The organism is Fundidesulfovibrio agrisoli (assembly GCF_022808715.1).
Lineage (GTDB): Bacteria > Desulfobacterota > Desulfovibrionia > Desulfovibrionales > Desulfovibrionaceae > Fundidesulfovibrio > Fundidesulfovibrio agrisoli.
Genome location: NZ_JAKZKX010000007.1, coordinates 156,681 through 174,767, shown reverse-complemented (window position 1 = coordinate 174,767; position 18,087 = coordinate 156,681). Strand labels below are relative to the sequence as shown.

At 62.9% G+C, this 18,087-nt stretch carries 17 protein-coding genes; all 17 read right to left on the bottom strand.

The features are described 5' to 3' along the window. Nucleotides 1–8: 8 nt before the first annotated feature. The 17 genes from MLE27_RS07600 to MLE27_RS07520 all read right to left on the bottom strand — a co-directional run bounded on the left by MLE27_RS07600 (nucleotide 9) and on the right by MLE27_RS07520 (nucleotide 18,027). The gene (locus tag MLE27_RS07600) at nucleotides 9–461 is read right to left on the bottom strand and encodes a hydrogenase iron-sulfur subunit (RefSeq protein WP_243311465.1); all 453 of its coding nucleotides are present in this window, start codon (nucleotides 459–461) and stop codon (nucleotides 9–11) included. Continuing rightward, nucleotides 458–2,437 carry a CoB--CoM heterodisulfide reductase iron-sulfur subunit A family protein gene (locus tag MLE27_RS07595; protein WP_243311464.1) on the bottom strand — a complete coding sequence of 660 codons (1,980 nt, stop codon included), beginning with the start codon at nucleotides 2,435–2,437 and terminating at the stop codon, nucleotides 458–460. Before MLE27_RS07595 ends, MLE27_RS07600 begins: the two co-directional genes overlap by 4 nt. Nucleotides 2,438–2,480: 43 nt before the next feature. Further along, a complete protein-coding gene (locus MLE27_RS07590) occupies nucleotides 2,481–3,362 on the bottom strand; it encodes a CoB--CoM heterodisulfide reductase iron-sulfur subunit B family protein (RefSeq protein ID WP_243311463.1) in 882 nt (293 codons plus the stop codon). Further along, nucleotides 3,359–3,919, bottom strand: a complete 561-nt coding sequence (locus MLE27_RS07585; protein ID WP_243311462.1) for a 4Fe-4S dicluster domain-containing protein — start codon at nucleotides 3,917–3,919, stop codon at nucleotides 3,359–3,361. The genes MLE27_RS07590 and MLE27_RS07585 overlap by 4 nt, the downstream gene beginning before the upstream one ends. Nucleotides 3,920–4,238: 319 nt before the next feature. Beyond that, nucleotides 4,239–5,672 carry an NADPH-dependent glutamate synthase gene (gltA, locus tag MLE27_RS07580; RefSeq protein ID WP_243311461.1) on the bottom strand — a complete coding sequence of 478 codons (1,434 nt, stop codon included), beginning with the start codon at nucleotides 5,670–5,672 and terminating at the stop codon, nucleotides 4,239–4,241. Continuing rightward, nucleotides 5,647–6,504, bottom strand: a complete 858-nt coding sequence (locus MLE27_RS07575) for a sulfide/dihydroorotate dehydrogenase-like FAD/NAD-binding protein (RefSeq protein WP_243311460.1) — start codon at nucleotides 6,502–6,504, stop codon at nucleotides 5,647–5,649. The genes gltA and MLE27_RS07575 overlap by 26 nt, the downstream gene beginning before the upstream one ends. Before the next feature lie 426 nt (nucleotides 6,505–6,930). Continuing rightward, complete coding sequence (locus tag MLE27_RS07570; protein WP_243311459.1) at nucleotides 6,931–7,488, bottom strand: Fe-S-containing hydro-lyase; 558 nt, start codon at nucleotides 7,486–7,488, stop codon at nucleotides 6,931–6,933. Beyond that, complete coding sequence (locus tag MLE27_RS07565) at nucleotides 7,488–8,327, bottom strand: fumarate hydratase (protein WP_243311458.1); 840 nt, start codon at nucleotides 8,325–8,327, stop codon at nucleotides 7,488–7,490. Before MLE27_RS07565 ends, MLE27_RS07570 begins: the two co-directional genes overlap by 1 nt. A gap of 122 nt (nucleotides 8,328–8,449) precedes the next feature. Then, nucleotides 8,450–9,211, bottom strand: coding sequence for a fumarate reductase iron-sulfur subunit (locus MLE27_RS07560; RefSeq protein WP_243311457.1), 762 nt, complete (start codon nucleotides 9,209–9,211; stop codon nucleotides 8,450–8,452). An 18-nt stretch (nucleotides 9,212–9,229) separates the two neighbouring features. Beyond that, nucleotides 9,230–11,089, bottom strand: coding sequence for a fumarate reductase flavoprotein subunit (locus MLE27_RS07555; RefSeq protein WP_243311456.1), 1,860 nt, complete (start codon nucleotides 11,087–11,089; stop codon nucleotides 9,230–9,232). A 10-nt stretch (nucleotides 11,090–11,099) separates the two neighbouring features. Next, nucleotides 11,100–11,759, bottom strand: a complete 660-nt coding sequence (locus MLE27_RS07550) for a succinate dehydrogenase/fumarate reductase transmembrane subunit (RefSeq protein ID WP_243311455.1) — start codon at nucleotides 11,757–11,759, stop codon at nucleotides 11,100–11,102. Nucleotides 11,760–11,783: 24 nt separating this feature from the next. Then, nucleotides 11,784–13,139, bottom strand: coding sequence for a C4-dicarboxylate transporter DctA (gene dctA, locus MLE27_RS07545; RefSeq protein ID WP_243311454.1), 1,356 nt, complete (start codon nucleotides 13,137–13,139; stop codon nucleotides 11,784–11,786). Nucleotides 13,140–13,663: 524 nt separating this feature from the next. Beyond that, a complete protein-coding gene (locus MLE27_RS07540) occupies nucleotides 13,664–14,434 on the bottom strand; it encodes an inositol monophosphatase family protein (protein WP_243311453.1) in 771 nt (256 codons plus the stop codon). Nucleotides 14,435–14,590: 156 nt separating this feature from the next. Continuing rightward, nucleotides 14,591–15,070 carry a hypothetical protein gene (locus tag MLE27_RS07535; RefSeq protein WP_243311452.1) on the bottom strand — a complete coding sequence of 160 codons (480 nt, stop codon included), beginning with the start codon at nucleotides 15,068–15,070 and terminating at the stop codon, nucleotides 14,591–14,593. A 719-nt stretch (nucleotides 15,071–15,789) separates the two neighbouring features. Next, nucleotides 15,790–16,302 carry a hypothetical protein gene (locus MLE27_RS07530; RefSeq protein WP_243311451.1) on the bottom strand — a complete coding sequence of 171 codons (513 nt, stop codon included), beginning with the start codon at nucleotides 16,300–16,302 and terminating at the stop codon, nucleotides 15,790–15,792. Between the two features lie 71 nt (nucleotides 16,303–16,373). Further along, the gene (locus MLE27_RS07525) at nucleotides 16,374–16,868 is read right to left on the bottom strand and encodes a hypothetical protein (protein ID WP_243311450.1); all 495 of its coding nucleotides are present in this window, start codon (nucleotides 16,866–16,868) and stop codon (nucleotides 16,374–16,376) included. Nucleotides 16,869–17,025: 157 nt separating this feature from the next. Then, entirely contained in the window at nucleotides 17,026–18,027 is a 1,002-nt protein-coding gene (locus MLE27_RS07520) for a hypothetical protein (RefSeq protein ID WP_243311449.1), read from the bottom strand. Nucleotides 18,028–18,087 lie beyond the last annotated feature (60 nt).

The following is an 18,087-nucleotide window of genomic DNA, read 5'->3' as shown; positions in this document are numbered from 1 at the left end:
CGAACCTCCTAAGCGTGCGAGGCCGCGAGTTGGGCGGCCATGGCCGCTGCGTCCTTGCCGAAGCGCTGGATGGGGCCAAGCGCGTGAACCTGCTCGGTGAATCCCCGGACCACGGTCTGCCAACGCTGGCCTTCCGAGGCGGAGACCCAGGTGTACTCGAAACGGCCCGGGTCGATGCCGATGACGGGCAGGAAGCGCTTGACCATCTCCAGCCTGCGCCGGGCGTAGAAGTTGCCCTCGGAGTAGTGGCAGTCGCGCGGGTGGCAGCCCGAGACCAGCACCCCGTCCGCGCCGCCGGTCAGGGTCTTGAGCACGAACAGCGGGTCGATGCGCCCCGAGCACGGCAGGCGCACGATGCGCAGGTCCGTGGGCTGGGTGAAGCGGCCCACGCCGGCGGTGTCGGCGCCGCCGTAGGAGCACCAGTTGCACAGAAAGCCTATGATGCGGAGTTCCTTGCTCATCCCTGGGTCTCCTCAAGTTCACTCTCGAGCAGGGTATTGATCTCGGCCAGAATCTGGTTGTCCGTGAAGTGCTGCAGCTGGATGGCCCCCTGCGGGCAGGTGGCCGTGCACAGGCCGCAGCCCTGGCACATGGTTTCGATCACCTGGGCCTTGATCTCGCCGCGCACCTCCTGCTCCTTGATGGCGCCGAAGGGGCAGGTCATCGCGCACTTCATGCAGCCCACGCAGCGCTTGAGGTCCACGGAGGAGACCTGCGGGTCGCTCTGCAGCTGATCCTTGGAGAACAGCGCCAGCACCTTGGCGGCGGCCGCGCTGCCCTGGGCCACGGAGGTGGGGATGTCCTTGGGGCCCTGGACGCAGCCCGCCACGTAGACGCCCGCCGTGTTGGTCTCCACGGGTTTGAGCTTGGGGTGGCTCTCCATGTAGAACCCGTAGGAGTCGTAGGAGATGCGCAGCTTCTCGGCCAGGTGCGCCGCGCCGGCCGCGCCTTCCGCGCCCACCGCCAGGACCACCAGGTCCGCCTCGACCTCCACCTGCGTGCCGGCCAGGGTGTCCACGCCGCGCACCACGTAGCGCCCCCCGCTGGGGTAGACCATGGAGACTCGGCCGCGCACGTACTTGGCCCCGTACTCTTCCATGGCCCGGCGGGTGAACTCGTCGTACATCTTGCCCGGGGCGCGGATATCCATGTAGAATACGTAAGATTCGCTGTCCGGGATGTGGTCCTTGGTCAGGATGGCCTGCTTGGCCGTGTACATGCAGCAGAAGCCCGAGCAGTAGGGCCGCCCGACCGACTTGTCGCGCGAGCCCACGCACTGGATGAATACCACGGTCTTGGGCTCCTTGCCGTCGGAGGGGCGCTTGATGTGCCCGCCCGTGGGGCCGGAGGCCGAGAGCAGCCGCTCGTACTGCAAGCTGGTGATGACGTCCTTGTAGCGGCCGCCGCCGTACTGCTCGTACACGGTCCAGTCCATGAGGTCGTAGCCGGTGGCCGCGATGACCGCGCCCACTTCCTCGGTGACGATCTCCGGCTCCATCTCGTAATTGATGGCCTTGACCGGGCAGACCTTGGCGCAGACGCCGCACTTGCCGGTCTTGAACTTGATGCAGGAGCCCGCGTCGATGGAGGCCTTCTTGGGGATGGCCTGCGGGAACGGGATGTTGATGGCCGTGGTGGTGCCCACGAACTCGTTGAAGAGGTCCGGGCTCTTCTTGCTGGGGCACTTCTCGAGGCAGGCCCCGCAGCCGGTGCAGAGCTTCCAGTCGACATAAGTGGGTTTCTTGCGCACCTTGACCTGGAAGTTGCCCACGTAGCCGTTTATCTCGTCCACTTCGGCGCTGGCGTAGAGCGTGATGTTGGGGTGCTGGGCCACGTCCACCATCTTGGGGCCGAGGATGCAGCAGGAGCAGTCCACGGTGGGGAAGGTCTTGTCCAGCTTGGCCATCTTGCCGCCGATGGTGGTGGTCTTTTCGACCAGCACCACCTCGAGGCCGCCGTCCGCGCAGTCCAGCGCGGCCTGGATGCCCGCCACGCCGCCGCCGAGCACCAGCACGCGCTTGTTGATGGCGAAGCTCTTGGCGAAGAGCGGCTTGTTGCGGGCCAACTTGGCAACGGCCATGCGCACGAGGTCGAGCGCCTTGGCGGTGTTGGCCTCCTTGTCCTTGCCGATCCAGGAGACATGCTCGCGGATGTTGGCCATCTCGAACATGTAGGGGTTCAGGCCCGCCCGCGCCACCGTGCGCATGAAGGTGGGGCCGTGCATGCGCGGGGTGCAGGAGGCGACCACCGCGCCGTCGAGGCCTTTCTCCTTGATGGCGTTGATGATGCCTTCCTGGCCGGGTTCGGAACAGGCGTACATGGTGTCCGAAGCGAAGGCCACTTCGGGCAGGGACTTGGCCATTTCGGCCACTTTGGCCACGTCAACGGTACCGGCGATGTTGGAACCGCAGTGGCAGATGAAGACTCCGATTTTCATGGCCTTGCACTTCTCCTGGAGACGTTTGTATGCCTCGCCCGGATCATCCGGCTGCGCCGGCGAGAAGCTCCCGGGGGCTCACGACGAGTTTTTCCAACCCCATCTGGCTCTGCGAGAAGCCCAGCGCCAGCCCAATGAGCTGCGTGAAGTAGAATATCGGCATGACGTGGTTGGTGCTGTTGGCGACGTTGATCTGGTTCTGGCGGGCGTCCAGATTCATCTGGCACAGCGGGCAGGCCGTGACCATGGCCTGGGCCTTGTTCTCGGCCGCCAGGTTCAGGAGCTTGCCCGAGAGCCGCTCCACGATGTCGCGCCGGGCCACGCCGAAGGACGCCCCGCAGCACTCCACCTTGAGGTTGAAGGGAGCCACCGTGGCGCCCAGGGCCTCCAGGATGTTGTCCAGGGCCATGGGGTTCTCCTGGCTGTCGAACTCCATGATCTTGGGGGGGCGGTTCATGATGCAGCCGTAGTAGGGGGCGATGGACATGTCCTTGAGGGGGTTGCGTACGCGGTAGCGCAGCTCCTCCATGCCCACGTCCTCCACGATGACCTGCAGCACGGACTTCACCGGCAGGATGTCGCCGTGCACGGGCCGCTCCAGCAGCTTGTTCACCTCGGCGCGGAACTCGGGCTTCTGCAGCCTGTGGCGGGAAGTCTTGAGGTTGGCCAGGCAGCTGGGGCAGGGGGTGATGATGGCGTCGACGCCCTCGATGTCCCCGGCCTGGACCAGGTTGCGGGCCGAAAGCGCGCCCGCCAGGCGGTCGTCCACGGTGTGGGCCGGGGAGGAGCCGCAGCAGTTCCAGTCGGGGATGTCGATGAGCTCCATGCCCAGGGCCTCGCACACGGCCCGCGTGGACATGTCGTATTCCTTGGACGTACCCAGGCCGGAGCAGCCGGGGTAGTAGGCGTAGCGAAGGGTCGTCACTGGGCGAACTCCTCTCTGAACCGCTTGAATATCTTGGAGATTGCTTCCTTGTTCTGCACAGGGTGCGGCTTGAACCCGAGCTTGCCCTTGGTGAGCATGGCCGGGGCCAGGTCCACGTCGGTCCAGAATTTGCCGGTCTTCATGGTATAGAGCATCATGAGCCCCAGTTCGAAGGCCCGGCCGTGGCGCTCCACGGATTCAAGGAAGCTGTCCGTGAAGGACTTGACCCCGTACTCGGTGGCGTAGCCGTCGCGCCGGGCCATGTGCCGCAGCGTATCCATGATGTGGGCAACGTCGATGGAGTTGGGGCAGCGCGTCGTGCAGGACTGGCAACTGGCGCACAGCCAGAGGGAGTGGCAGCCGAGCACGGCTTCCTTCTGGCCCGCCTGGCACAGCCGCATGATCTGGTGCACCGGGATGTCGTAGACGAAGGTCACTGGGCAGCCCGCCGTGCAGTTGCCGCACTGGTAGCACAGGCTCAGGTTCTGCCCGGACTCCCGCTCCACGCGGTTGATGAAGTCCTGGTCGCGAGTCTTGCTCAAATTGATGACGTGCATAGAAGCCAGCCCGCCTTGCGTAAAAGGTGTGATCGGGAGGGTGCCGTGGGAGGAAACTAGTGCGCCCGGAAGGATTAGGCAAGTCTCCGGAATGGGAAATTACGTGATTTTAACGGTTTGTGTCAAAATAACACTCGTGTATCAAAATGACACTTTGCTGTCTATGCGAAGGATTACATAGTGTTGACGGCCCCCCGGAAACGCCTGGCACAGACGGAAGTCGCCAGGGCGGACCACCCGCCTTTCGCGACATTCGCGCTCGCCCGTTCGCCTGTGCGTCGGTGCCAGGCGGTTCCGAGGGGCCGTCCCTCAAATCAATCTAGCCAAGAAGTCTCTTGGCGATTTCCTTGGCGGCCCTGCGACCCGCGCCCATGGCCGAGATGACCGTGGCCGCGCCGGTGACGATGTCTCCGCCCGCATACACGTTGGGGATGGAGGTCTCGCCGGTCTCTTCGTTGACCACGATGTAGCCCCACTTGTTGAGCTCCAGGCCCGGGGTGGTCTGCCCGATGAGCGGGTTGGAGCCCGTGCCCACGGCGATGACGGCCATGTCGCAGGGGATCTCGCAGAACTGGCCGTCGCAGGCCACGGGGGAGCAGCGGCCCGACTCGTCGGGTTCGCCGAGCTGCATCTTCTGGAGCACGATGGACTTGAGCCAGCCCTTCTCGTCGCCCTTGAACTCGATGGGCGCGTGCAGGCAGAGCAGCTCCAGGCCTTCGTCCTTGGCGTGGTGCAGCTCCTCCAGGCGGGCCGGCATCTCGTTCTCGGTGCGGCGGTAGGCGATGGAGACCTTGTCCGCGCCCAGGCGCATGGCCGTGCGCGCGGCGTCCATGGCCACGTTGCCCGCGCCGAAGACCACCACGTTCTTGCCCGTGTAGGCCGGTGTGTCGCTCTTGGGGAACTCGTAGGCCCGGCCCAGGTTCACGCGGGTCAGATACTCGTTGGCCGAGAACACGCCGATCAGGTTCTCGCCGGGCACGCGCAGGAACTTGGGCAGGCCCGCGCCCACGCCGATGAAGATGGCGTTGAAGCCCTGGGCCTTGAGGTCGTCCACGGTGACGGTCTTGCCGCCCACCCAGTTGGTGTGGAACTCCACGCCCAGGGCGCGCATGGCGTCGATCTCGCGGCGCACGATGGCCTTGGGCAGGCGGAACTCCGGGATGCCGTAGACCAGCACCCCGCCCACCTCGTGCAGGGCCTCGAACACGTGCACCTTGATGCCCAGGGCGGAAAGGTATCCCGCCACAGTCAGGCTGGAGGGGCCGCCGCCGATGCAGGCCACCTTGAGGTCGTCGCGCTCCAGATGGCAGGCCTGGGCGCCGGTGATCTCCTCGCAGGCGTCCTTGGCCATGAAGGTGTCGGCCACGAAGCGCTCCAGGCGGCCGATGGCCACTGGTTCGCCCTTCTTGCCCAGGATGCACGAGCCTTCGCACTGCGTCTCCTGGGGGCAGACCCGGCCGCAGACCGCAGGCAGGGAGTTGGTGTCCCGCAGGACCTTGTAGGCCTGGTCCAGGTCGCCCTCGACGATCTGGGAGATGAATCCCGGGATGTCGATCTCAACGGGGCAACCCTTGCGGCACAGGGGCTTCTTGCACTGCAGGCAGCGCTGGGCCTCGGCCATGGCCATCTCGGGGGTGTAGCCCGTGGTCACCTCGGAGAAGTTGCCCACGCGTACGCGCGGATCCTGCTCCGGCATGGCGGTGCGGGGGGCCTTGCTGCCTACTTTCTTATTTGTTGGAGCATGTGCACACATGGCTTTTCTTGAACTCCTCGTAGGAAAGCTGTTCCATGGTCTTGAACGCCTGAAGCCTGCTGCCCAGTTCCTTGAAGTCGACCTCCTGGCCGTCGAATTCGGGGCCGTCAACGCAGGCGAACTTGGTCTTGCCGCCCACGGAGACGCGGCAGGCGCCGCACATGCCGATGCCGTCCACCATGATGGAGTTGAGGCTCACCGTGGTCTTCACGCCGAAGGGCTTGGTCACGCGGGCCACGGCCTCCATCATGGGCACGGGGCCCACAGCCACGACCTCGGACACGGTGGGGTCCGACTCCAGGCGCTCCTTGAGCAGGTCCGTGACCATGCCCTGCACGCCGAAGGAGCCGTCGTTGGTGGAGACGAGCACCTCGTCGGCGAACTTGCTCAGTTCGTCGTGGAAGAGCAGCAGGTCCTTGGAGCGGGCGCCGATGACCGCGACCACGTGGTTGCCCGCCATGTGGTGGCCCTTGGCGATGTGGTGCATGGCCGCGATGCCCGTGCCGCCGCCCACGCAGATCACCGGGCCGGACATCTTGTGGATGTCGGTGTCCTTGCCGAGGGGGCCGCAGAGGTCGACGATCTCGTCGCCCTCCTTGAGGGTTTCGAGGTGGGCGGTGGTCTTGCCCAGCACCAGGTAGACTATGGTGATGGTTCCGGCCTGCTTGTCGGTGTCCGCGATGGTGAGCGGGATGCGCTCGCCGTTCTCGCAGACGCGCAGAATCACGAAATTTCCGGGTTTGGCTTTGGCCGCGATCTGCGGCGCATCGAGGACCAGTTCGCTGGTCTGGCCTGGGATCAGGCTTCTTTTCCTGACGATTTTAGAAGGCATGGCGCAACTCCTTGGGCGGTCTCTTCTCTGGGGCCGCCGGGAAAAAACCGGCGCTGCTTTCCTGCCGCAATACTTCGGGAAAGTGAAGTGGCGCAGGGTTGAGGAACCTGCCCGGCGTCCGGCCTCCCCCGCCGGGGGGATCGGGAGAGCGTCCGATCCCGCCGGAGGGTGGAAACCATGGAGGCCCGGAGCGGGCGGTTCCTGGTGGCGGTGCGGGGGGGCGTCCTCCCAAACGCGTCCCCCGCGCTCGCCGTGGAAAAGCCTGGTGTCCCGTCCTGATTCGTTCCGAAGGCGTAAGAGCCTGCCAGCCAGCCTCGGTCTCCGGATGGGGCCTGGACCTTCCCGCAAGGGCGCGAGGTTCGCGCGCTTGCGGGAAGACCGGTCCGCCGGTTGGCGGAGGCGGACCGGTCCCCGTGGGGGTGTCGGCTACCCGGCGAGGGCGGCCTCCAGGTTGGGCTTTGCGTAGAGTTCGCCGCCGTGGCAGTCGTTGATGACCAGCAGGGGGAACTTCTCGACGGTCAGTTCGCGGATGGCCTCGGGGCCCAGGTCGTCATAAGCGATGACCTTGGCGCCCTTGATGGCCAGGGAGAGCAGGGCGCCCGCGCCGCCGGTGGCGCCAAAGTAGGCGGCCTTGTTGGCGATCATGGCGTCCTTGACTTCCTGGGAGCGCTTGCCCTTGCCGATGGTGCCCTTGAGGCCCAGCGCGTGCAGGCGCGGGGCGTAGGTGTCCATGCGGTAGGAGGTGGTGGGCCCGGCCGAGCCGATGGGCCGTCCTGGGGGCGCGGGGCTGGGGCCCACGTAGTAGATCAGCGCGCCCTTGAGGTCGAAGGGCAGGGCTTCGCCCTTGTCCAGGGAGTCGACCAGGCGTTTGTGCGCGGCGTCGCGGCCGGTGTAGATGGTGCCGGTGATGAACACCACGTCGCCGCTCTTCAGCTTCTCGATGTCCGCGTCGGTCAGGGGGGTGGTCAGGTTGTATTCGGCCATTACAGCACGACCTCCTTGTGCCGCGCGGAGTGGCACTGGATGTTCACGGCCAGGGGCAGGCTGGCCAGGTGGCAGGGGGCCACCATGATCTTCACGCCCAGGCAGGTGGTGTCGCCGCCAAGGCCCATGGGGCCCACGCCCAGCTTGTTGATGGAGGCGAGCAGCTCGGCCTCCAGCTTGGCGATCTCCGGGTCGGGGTGGGTGTCGTCCACCTCGCGCAGCAGCGCCTTCTTGGAGTTGATGGCCGCCAGCTCGAAGTTGCCGCCGATGCCCACGCCCACCAGGATCGGGGGGCAGGGGTTGGGGCCGGCCTCGGCCACGCGGTTGATGATGAACTCGCGCAGGCCCTTCCAGCCCGCGGCGGGGGGGAACATCATCACGCGGCTCATGTTCTCGGAGCCGCCGCCCTTGGCCATCATCCAGATCTTGATCTTGTCGCCGGGGACCAGGTCGAAGTGGATGATCGCGGGGGAGTTGTCGCCCGTGTTCTTGCGGGTGAAGGCGTCGCAGGAGGACTTGCGCAGATAGCCTTCCTGGTAGCCCTTTATCATTCCCTCGTTGATGGCCTGGCGGATGCCCATGCCCTCGACGCGGGCGTCCTCGCCCATCTCCACGAAGAACACGGCGAGGCCGCAGTCCTGGCAGAGGGGGAGGCCCGTCTCCTTGGAGAGGTCGGAGTTCTCCAGCAGCTGGCGGAAGGTCTCCTTGGCCGCGGGGTTGACCTCGGCGGCCATGCGGGCCTTGAAGGTCCGTATGACGTCTTCCGGCAGCTCCCGGTTGGCCGAGATGCACATCTGGGCCACCGAGTCGATTATGGTCTGCGCTTTGATCGTACGCATTTTGTCTCCTTGAGGGGGCCTGCGGTCAGGTTCCCGCAGGGGGGAGAACGCCTCCCCCGTTGCCCCGGATGGTGTCCGCTTGCGGGCGGCGGCGGGGATGGAGCCGCCACCGCCCCACGCCGCTACAGCTTCACTTCCTTCCTGAGGAAGCTGGGCAGGATGTTGTTCACCGCGGCGAAGGCCATGCGCTGGCGCAGGCGGCCCAGCACGTCCTGCAGGGGCAGGTACTTGGGGCAGACGTCTTCGCAGGCCAGCAGGCCCATGCAGCCGAAGATGCCTTCGTCGGTGCCGACGATGTCGAAGTACTCCTGCTCGGTGCGCTCGTCGCGCGGGTCGAGCATGAAGCGGGCCACGCGGTTGAGCGCCGTGGCGCCGAGGAAGTCCTCGCGCATGAGCGCCGTGCCGCAGGCCGCCACGCAGCAGCCGCATTCGATGCAGCGGTCCAGCTCGTAGATCTTCTCGGCCAGGGCGTTGTCCATGCGCTCTTCAGGGGCGCTGGGGTCGAAGACCTTCTTGGTCTCGCACCAGGACTTGACGCGCTGGTACATGCCCCGGAACCAGGTGCCGGTATCCACCGAGAGGTCGCCCACCAGCTTGAACACCGGCAGGGGCATCAGGGTGACTTCCTCGGGCAGGTCCTTGGTCTTGGTGTGGCAGGCAAGGCCGGGACGGCCGTTGACCACCATGCCGCAGGCGCCGCAGATGCCGGCGCGGCAACAGAAGTCGAACTGCAGGGAAGGATCCTGCTCTTCGCGCAGGCGGTTCAGCACGATGAACAGGGTCATGGACTCCGTTTCGTCTATGGTGAACGACTGCATGTGCGGGACCGACGTGGGGTCCTGCGGGTTATAGCGGAAGATGTTGAACTTGAGCATTCTGGCCATTGTTATCTCCTCGCTGCCTTAGGCCTTCTTGCCCGCAGGGGTGGCCTGGGGGGGATTGTCCATGGGGATGATCTTGCCGCCGCCGTAGCCGCGTTCGCCGGGCGGAATTTCGAAGACCGTGGTGGCCGGTTCGTAATTGAGGGTCGGCAGATCGTCGGACGCATTCACCCAGGTGGCCAGGGTGCGGTTGAGCCAGTCGCGGTCGTTGCGCTCGGGGAAGTCCTCGCGGGTGTGCGCCCCGCGGGATTCGGTGCGCTGCAGCGCTGCGTAGCACACGCACTGGGCCAGCTTGACCATGCCCTCGATCTTGAGGGCCAGGCCCAGCTCGGCGTTGGCGCCCAGTCCGTTGGAGCGCAGGCCCACCTTGCGGGCGCGCTGCAGGATCTCCTGGAGTTTGGTGACGCTCTCGGTGAGGTCCGTGCCGTTACGGAAGATGCCCGCACCCTTCATGATGGTGTCGAACATGGCGTTGCGCACGGCGTAGACGTTCTCGTTGCCGTTGCTTCCCTTGATCAGGGCATTGATGCGCGCGGCCTGCTTCTCGTAGGCCTCGCGGACGGCGGCGGTGTTGAAGGTGGTGTCGTTTCCGGCGAGGAACTCGACGACCTTGCCGCCCACCCACATGCCGGCCACGATGGTCTCCGCCAGGGAGTTGCCGCCCAGGCGGTTGAAGCCGTGCATGTCCCAGCAGGCGGCTTCGCCGGCCGAGAACAGGCCCTTGAGCCCGTAGGCCGCGCCGTCCTTGTTGGTGCGCACGCCGCCCATGGAGTAGTGCTGCGTGGGCCGCACCGGGATGAGCTGGTGCACGGGGTCCACGCCCAGGAAGGACTCGCAGATCTCCTGCACTTCGCGCAGCTTGGTGGTGATGTGCTTCTCGCCCAGGTGGCGGATGTCCAGCCAGAGGTGGTCGCCGTAGGGGCTCTTGACGCCCAGGCCCTTGCGCATGTGCTCGGTCATGCGGCGCGAGACCACGTCGCGGGAGGCCAGCTCGGCCTTTTCGGGCTCGTAGTCCGGCATGAAGCGGTACTGGTTGACGTCCAGCAGGGTGCCGCCGTCGCCGCGGCAGCCTTCGGTCACCAGGATGTCGGTGGGCACGATGCCCGTGGGGTGGAACTGGATGGCTTCGGGGTTGCCGAAGGGCACCACGCCGGTATCCAGGGCGGCGATCATGCCGCCGCCGTCGCAGATGACCGCGTTGGTGGACTCGCGGTAGATGCGCCCGTAGCCGCCCGTGGCGATCAGGGTCGCGCGGGAGAGGTAGGCCCGCAGCTCGCCGGTCTTGAGGTCGCGCACGATGGCGCCCATGCAGGTCTCGCCGTCGTGGATCAGGGCGATGGCCTCGGTCTTGTCGTGCACCTGGACGCCCATCTGCGCGGCGCGGTTGTCCAGGGTGTAGAGCACGGCGTGGCCGGTGCCGTCGGAGGTGTAGCAGGTGCGCCACTTGGCGGTGCCGCCGAAGCTGCGCGAGTGGATCAGGCCCTCGTTCTCGGGCTTCTCATAGGCGGTGAACGGCTTGCCTCCCTTGTAGTAGGTCTGCTCGCCCGGGACCACGCGGTTCCAGGGCACGCCCCAGAAGGCCATCTGGCGCATGGCGATGGGCGCGGTGTCCACGAAGATGCGCGCGCATTCCTGGTCGGCGCCCCAGTCGGAGCCCTTCACCGTGTCGGCGAAGTGCACGTCCGGGCTGTCGCCCTCGCCCATGGCGGAGTTGCCCAGCGCCGCCTGCATGCCGCCCTGGGCCGCCGAGGAGTGGGACCGCCTGGCCGGAACCAGGGAGAGGCAGATGACGGAGAAGCCGTTCTCGGCGGCCTCGATGGCCACCCGCTCGCCGGCGAGGCCGGCGCCGATGCACAACAGGTCGGTTTGTATGATTTGCATGGCGTTATCCTTATTTGATGGCGAGGAACCAGAAGCGCAGCAAGGTGATCACGCCGATGCCGATCATGATGGCGGTGAGCATGTTCTCCTTCTTCTTGAAGCCGAACCTGCCCTTGCTGTCGATGATGCCCCACTTGATCATGATGCGGTAGAACCCGATGCCCACGTGCAGCTCCACCATGGGCAGCAGCACCAGGTAGAAGAGCATCCACAGCCCGTTCTGAATGCGCGCGGCGCTCTTCTGGGCGGTGATGGGCAGGTCGGAGAGCACCACCCACATGTGGGCCGCGCCCATGATCAGGATGATCATGGCGGTGACGGCCTGGACGACCCACAGCCAGGTGTCGGTGTGGTGCATGCGCTTGGCGTTGGCCAGCATGACCCCCTGCTGCTTGGAGGCGAAGGGGATCTTGCGGGCCGCCAGCACGAAGTGCAGCAGGAAGACCATGAAGATCACGGGGCCGCCGAAGTGCACCATCTTGGTCACCTCGAAGAACTCCGCGATGGCGTTCATCACGCCGGGGCCGATGATCACGCTGGAAACCAGACACAGGTGCGCCCACATGAACAGGATCAGGCAGGCACCGGAGAGCATCTGGAGCCAGTCCAGATACGCGGCGCACTTGCAGCTGACCACGGGCTTGTGGGTTGCAATGGACGGTATGGACATTTACTTTCTCCGCTTTTCTAGTCGTTAGGCTTTTTCGGTTCTCTTGTTGTTGGAATGGGCGGCGATCAGCGCATCTTCGGGATCGTCGGCCATCTCGTCCAGGACGTTGCCGTCGAGCACGCGTGCGAGCTTGGGCCTGTCCAGAGCGCCTTCCCAGCCGGCGACCACGATGGTGGCGATGCCGTTGCCGATCAGGTTGGTGATGGCGCGGGCTTCGGACATGAAGCGGTCGACGCCCAGGAGCAGGGTCAGCGAGGCCAGGGGGATGTTGCCCACCGCGCCCAGCGTGGCCGCCAGGGTGATGAAGCCGCCGCCGGTGACCGCGGCCGCGCCCTTGGAGGTCAGCAGGAGCACGAACAGGATGTAGAGCTGGTCGGGCAGGGTCAGGGGCGTGTTGGTGGCCTGGGCCAGGAATACGGTCGCCATGGTCAGGTAGATGCAGGTGCCGTCCAGGTTGAAGGAGTAGCCCATGGGCAGGCACAGGCCCACCACGGACTGGTCCGCGCCGGCGTTCTCCATCTTGGCCATCATGCGGGGCAGGGCCGCCTCGGAGGAGGACGTGCCGAGCACCAGCAGAATCTCTTCGGAGATGTACTTGAGGTACTTCCAGAGCGAGAAGCCGGAGATCTTGCAGACGGCCCAGAGCACCACGAAGATGAACAGCAGGCAGGTGGCGTAAACGTCTATCATCAGCCTGCCCAGGGCCAGCAAGGCGTCCACCCCCTGGGTGGAGACCACCACGGCCATGGCGCCGAAGGCGCCGAAGGGCGCGAAGTACATGACGTAATGGACGACCTTGAACATGCCTTTCGCGAACTCGTCTATGAATTGCGCGACGTTTCTTGCGCGGTCGCCCAGGGCGGAGAGGCCGGTTCCGAAGAGGATGGAGAAGAAGAGCACCTGCAGGATGTCGCCCTTGGAGAAGGCGCCGACAACGGAATCAGGCACGATATTGGTGAGGAATTCGACAGTGGTCAGTTTCTTGGTCTCGCCCGCGTAGGCTTCAACCTTCTTCATGCCCGCGGCGTCGGCCTGCATCTTGTGGGCGTATTCGTCCATGCCCACGCCGGGCTTGGTGATGTTGACCACGCACAGGCCGATGGCCAGGGCGAAGAGGGTCATGGTCCAGAAGTAGATCATGGCCTTGAGGCCCACGCGGCCGACCTTGCCCATGTCGCCCATCTTGGCGATGCCGGTGACGACCGTGCAGAAGATGATGGGGGCGATGACCATCTTGACCATCTTGATGAAGGTCTTGGCCAGGGGTTCAAGCTTGCTGGCGAATGCCTTGGTCTCGGGGATGAGACCGATAACGACACCCAAGGCGATGCCGAACAAGACCCAGAAGTACAACGTTTTGTATATCTTCTTGCCTGCCATTGCTCCTATCCTCCTCTCGATCGCGCTACGATGGTTGAAACACTCTATGCGGACCTTGCCGCCTTGGTCCGGTGCGGCTCCGGGGTATAACGGTGCTGGCGTCCCGTTTGCCTCCTTGTAATGCACGGCCTGGGAGGGTGGCCGGGTTAAAGATGATGAGTCTGGTTGAAGTGTAGCACACTTCTCAACTTAGGCCTATGGGCAATAACCATGCCAGGATGGTCGAGAGGCGGATTTCTTTCGATAGTTAAGTAAAAACAGCGTTTTGAAGAAATTTCCGGGCATTGCGAGTTTGAGGCAAGGCAACAAATTGTGTGGCGGTGTGGCGGTTGTGGCGCCACACATCTGTGGCGAATGCCACACATTGAGACTAAGTCAGAACGAATTAGGAGGCGTAACGAACTGCAAAGGAAGGGGTCGGAAGCGGAGCGGACAGCTGAAAATTGCTCCAACTGCTCAATTATTCATACGATAGTAGCAGACAAAAGTCAATGACGGCACGAACCGGGGGCGGAGTACCCTTGTCAGGCCAGGATGCGCAGGAGAGTGTCCATGACGCCGGGCGCGGCGGCCACGATCCGCGCTTCGCCGTCCGTCCCGGGCAGGGGCTCCACGCGGCCGCCCGCCTCGCGCACGAGCAGGCATCCGGCGGCCACGTCCCAGAGGTGCAGGTTCATCACGAAGAAACCGTCCAGGCGGCCCGAGGCCACTGCGGCCAGATCCAGCGCGGCGGACCCGCTGCGGCGCACCCCGCCCACGTTGCGGGCCAAGGCGCAGAAGCGGCGCAGGTAATCGTCCAGGTGCGGCCAGCGCGGCGGGGGCACAACGGTGCCCACCAGGGCTTCAAGGGGCGCGGCCGCCTGGGAGACGCGCAGCGGGTTTCCGTTCAAAAACGCGCCGCCACCTTTGGCCGCCGAGTAGACGTCGCCGCGCGTGGGGTCGCTCACCACGGCCACGCGCACCTCGCCCTCAACCTCCAGGGCCAGGGAGACCGCGAACCAGGGCAGCCCGTGCACGAAGTTCATGGTGCCGTCCAGCGGGTCCACGATCCAGCGGCAGGGGGCGTTCCCGGTCTGGCCGCCCTCCTCTCCCAGCACGGCGTGGCCCGGGTAGGCTTTCAGCAGAACGCGGCGGATGGCCTGCTCAGCCTGGGCGTCGGTGGCCGTGCCCACGTCGCCGGGGCTTTTGTGCGTGCAGGCGTCGGGAGCGGCGTGGGGCATGGCCTCGCGGATGATCGCGGCGGCGGCCGAGGCGGCCTCCAGGGCTACGGCCAGGGCCTGGTTCAGGTCGGGCATGGGTACCTCCGGCGGCGAACATACCCGGAAGGGGCCGGGCATGTAAGAGGCAGGGAGGGCGGTTCCGGTGAAGCCCTGCGCCGCCGTATGGATACTGAGACGGGCGTGGGGAGGGGGCTGCCTGGATCGCTTTGCGGCCTGGGCGGGTGGGGAGCCTCAGCGCACCTGGAAGTACGCTTTGTAGGCCAGCCTTTGAAAGTGGTAACTCTTGATACTGTCGAGAGCTTTGCCCCATGCCTGCATGACCTCCTTGTTCGAGGCCACCTGGGCCGAGCGGCTGAGCTGGATGAAGGCCAGGATCTGCGAGAGGGCCAGGGTCTCCACGTCGCTGCGCGTGCGGGCAAGCTTGGCCGGGGCGATGGCCAGGAATTCGTCGGCGTGCTTGGCGAAGTAGGCGAACTTCAGCTCCGAGGCGATTTTGGAGGATGTGCTGTAGAGGCAGGCGAAGTACTCGTAATAGGTTTCCACGTCGGGGTCCGTGGCGGCGAAGTTGGCGTCATAGCGGCCGTGGCTGTTGGCGCCGTTCCAGTCTTTGCAGCGCGGGTCGAACTTCGCGTAGTCTATATGCGGGCCGCAGCCGGAGAGCGCCAGAAGGGAGATTGCGAGCAGTGCGGGGAGGAGGCGCTTCGGCGGCATGGGGTACTCCTTGGATTTGAATTGGCAGTTGGTTGCAACGGCGGACATTTGTAATGGTTGTGTGCGTCTACGTGCGTGATGGATCTTTGATGAGGTTGTGCAGCCAGTATCACTTAATTGGATTGATGGGGGGCGATACGGCCGTATAATATTCCATCGAGCGCTGGCGTGTCTAGTTGTGACCCATTTTGCTGATAGCTGTTGCCCACGCTGAGAGAAGGGCTTCATTGTTTGATATCATGTGTGGATTTGATTCGTGTATGCTAAGAAGGATATGAGAGATGAGCAGCGTTTCCTTGTCGCTTCGAGATGACAGCATTTTCCCGATGACCATATGAGTGAATTCGCTTGGATTGTTCAACAAATAGTCAATTCCGACCAATATTGCCGCATGCTGGTATGACAAATTTATGCACATAGATATTCATAGTAGGTATCCATGTCCGGGTTAGTTTGCATGAATTCGCTCTTCGACGGCATGATGCCTTTTTCGCCATTCCACTCACGGCACTTTGGGTCGAACTTGGTGTAGTCGATCCCCCTGTGGCATGCTGTCGGCGCAGCCATGAGGCATAATAGGCAGATTGTGAGGAATGTTGGCGGCGAGGGTGACATCGGGAAAAAACCTTTGGGTGAGGGCCATCTCGTGGTCATGACTCGTTCATGGGGCCTGATCCGTTCTCTTGTGCGAATTTGCCTTGTTTGTTTTTATGTGAACATCAGGGCGCTGGTGGTGATGATGGATCTAGTTGTTTGGTGATGTTCGTGAAGTATCCATTGGACAGCGCATATGCAAAACTGTTCTTATGCTTCATATTGTCTATTGCAGTTTTCCAGGATTTAAGCAAAATTGTATCTTTTCTAATTTCATCCCTGTGATATTTAGCTATATCATAGATTAGTATCGATATGTACAAAGTTTCATTGTCAGCACCTGGGGCCATTAGTTTCTTTGGTATGAATGCTATAAATTCATTCCAATGTTCCATGAAGTATTTTTCGCCTCCAATTGCGTGTTGATATGGTATCATAATACAAATATAATGTCCATAATTATCCTCGAGAGACGCCTTGTCACTGTCAAATTTCAAGTTAAATGACTTTGAGTCGCTTGCATCAACCCATTCTTTGCATCTTGGGTCAAGCTTGGCATAATCTCTAGTGGGACCACAGCCTACAATTGTAAGCAGAGCTGTTGCGAGCAATGCTGTGAGAGTGTGCTTCAAATTCATGAAATATTCCATCTGAGTAAAATCGCAGAAATCGCAGTGTCAACTGTTGCTGATGATTGCGAGTTCGCCAGTTACGGTTGCCTGGTGATGGTGTTGTAGATGCCGTAAGATACGGAGTACGGCCAGCCGTCCTTGCGTTTCATGTTGTCAACTGCTGATTTCCAGGCACTGATGAGTTTTTGATCGTTCATTATTTCTGATTTATGAGTTCTTGCGATCTTTTGAATTAAGATAGAGATGAGGAAAATTTCTTTGTCATCTCTTGGTGATAGTAGTTTGCTTGGTGCGAGCATAATAAATTCTTTCCAATGTACCATGAAGTATTCCGAATTCCCTCTTACGTGGTGGAATGGTATATTGAGGCACATGTAGTATTCGTAGTAGTCTTCAATTCTGGGGTTGGTTTTGTCGAATTCCCACTGGATACTGTTTGGATTACCATTGCCGAGCCATTCCCTACAGCGTGAATCGAATTTGCTGTAATCGACGCGGAGACCGCAACCGGCCATCAGAACCAAAAGCAAACTAGCGATGGCGACGCCGCAAGGCGAAAATATCTTAGGCATAGGCCCTCTCGAAGAGTAAGTGTATGCATTTGCAAGTATTGTAATTCGTAATTATAATTGTTATTATGTATCATTTTTAGTCCTGAATTGACAAGAAAAAAAGCCAGAAGCCGGTAAGCTTCTGGCTTTATTTCTTGAGGCGGATCAGGCGCGGATGTCAGCGCCGCTCCCAATCCTCACGTGGCGGCGGCGTGGGCCGAGCCGGTTCCGGGTCAGGCGGGCGATAGTCCGGGTAGGCTATCCTTTTGGCCTCCTGTTCATATATGCTGCCTTCATAGCCGTTGCGCAGCGCTTCCCAGAGGTAGCCGGGCCGGGTCATCCCGAGCTGGAACTGGCCTGAATGGACGGCTTCCTCAGTCAACATGTTGAAGTCTTCTTCCGAATCATGCGGATTGAATCTACCTGACGCTGAGGGCGCGATGTAGATGTGGTCCTCCAGTGTGATCGCCCCCTTGTCGGACGGCATGTACCACGGTGTTTCCCCAACGTGGATCTTCAGCGAATCCAGATCCATGTTTTCAAACCGTGTCCCCTTTATCCGCTCCCTGAGCCGCTCCTTCATGTCCGGTGAGAGCGGTGCCCAGTTACTGCCCCGCACGGCGTCGCTCTCAGGGTCGTAGGGCTGGTTCATGGGGCCGGGTTCGTTCTCCGGCACGAACGGGCCTTGCTGGCGGCCCTGCAACCCGCCCTGGCGCATTCCCGCAGTAGTAAGAAGCCCGGATGGCGCACCCACCGGGCCTTCGCCGGTCCTCTGCCCATCATCTCCAAGGCCGCGCTTGAGCGTCATCCCCACGGGATCGATCATTGCCGGATCGACGCCCAGCATCCGGGCGTAGCCGCGCTGCGTCTGGGCCTGCGTCAGGGGCGGTCTGCCCATGGGGTAGGCGTCAAGAGAAGGCGGATCGTCCGGGTGGCGAGCCGGATACGAGTCGACGAAATCGATATCCGTTCGGTGGAAACCCGGGTCCGGGTTGTGGGGACCAGGGCCGAAGCGCGAGAAGCCGGGATCTGGATCAGTGTCTTCCTGGTCGTAGCGGAAGATGCCGGGGTCCGGGTTGTGGTCATCGGGAAACAGTGGCGCAAAGCGCGGGTCGGGGGCCTTGGGCGAATACGGCCGTAATAGGTCGAGGAAGCCCAGGCCGGGGGGGGCGAAAAGCATGAGTGAATCCTCCTTTGGATTTTCGGAGGATTGTATTCAGGCGGCGGATGATTCCACCCC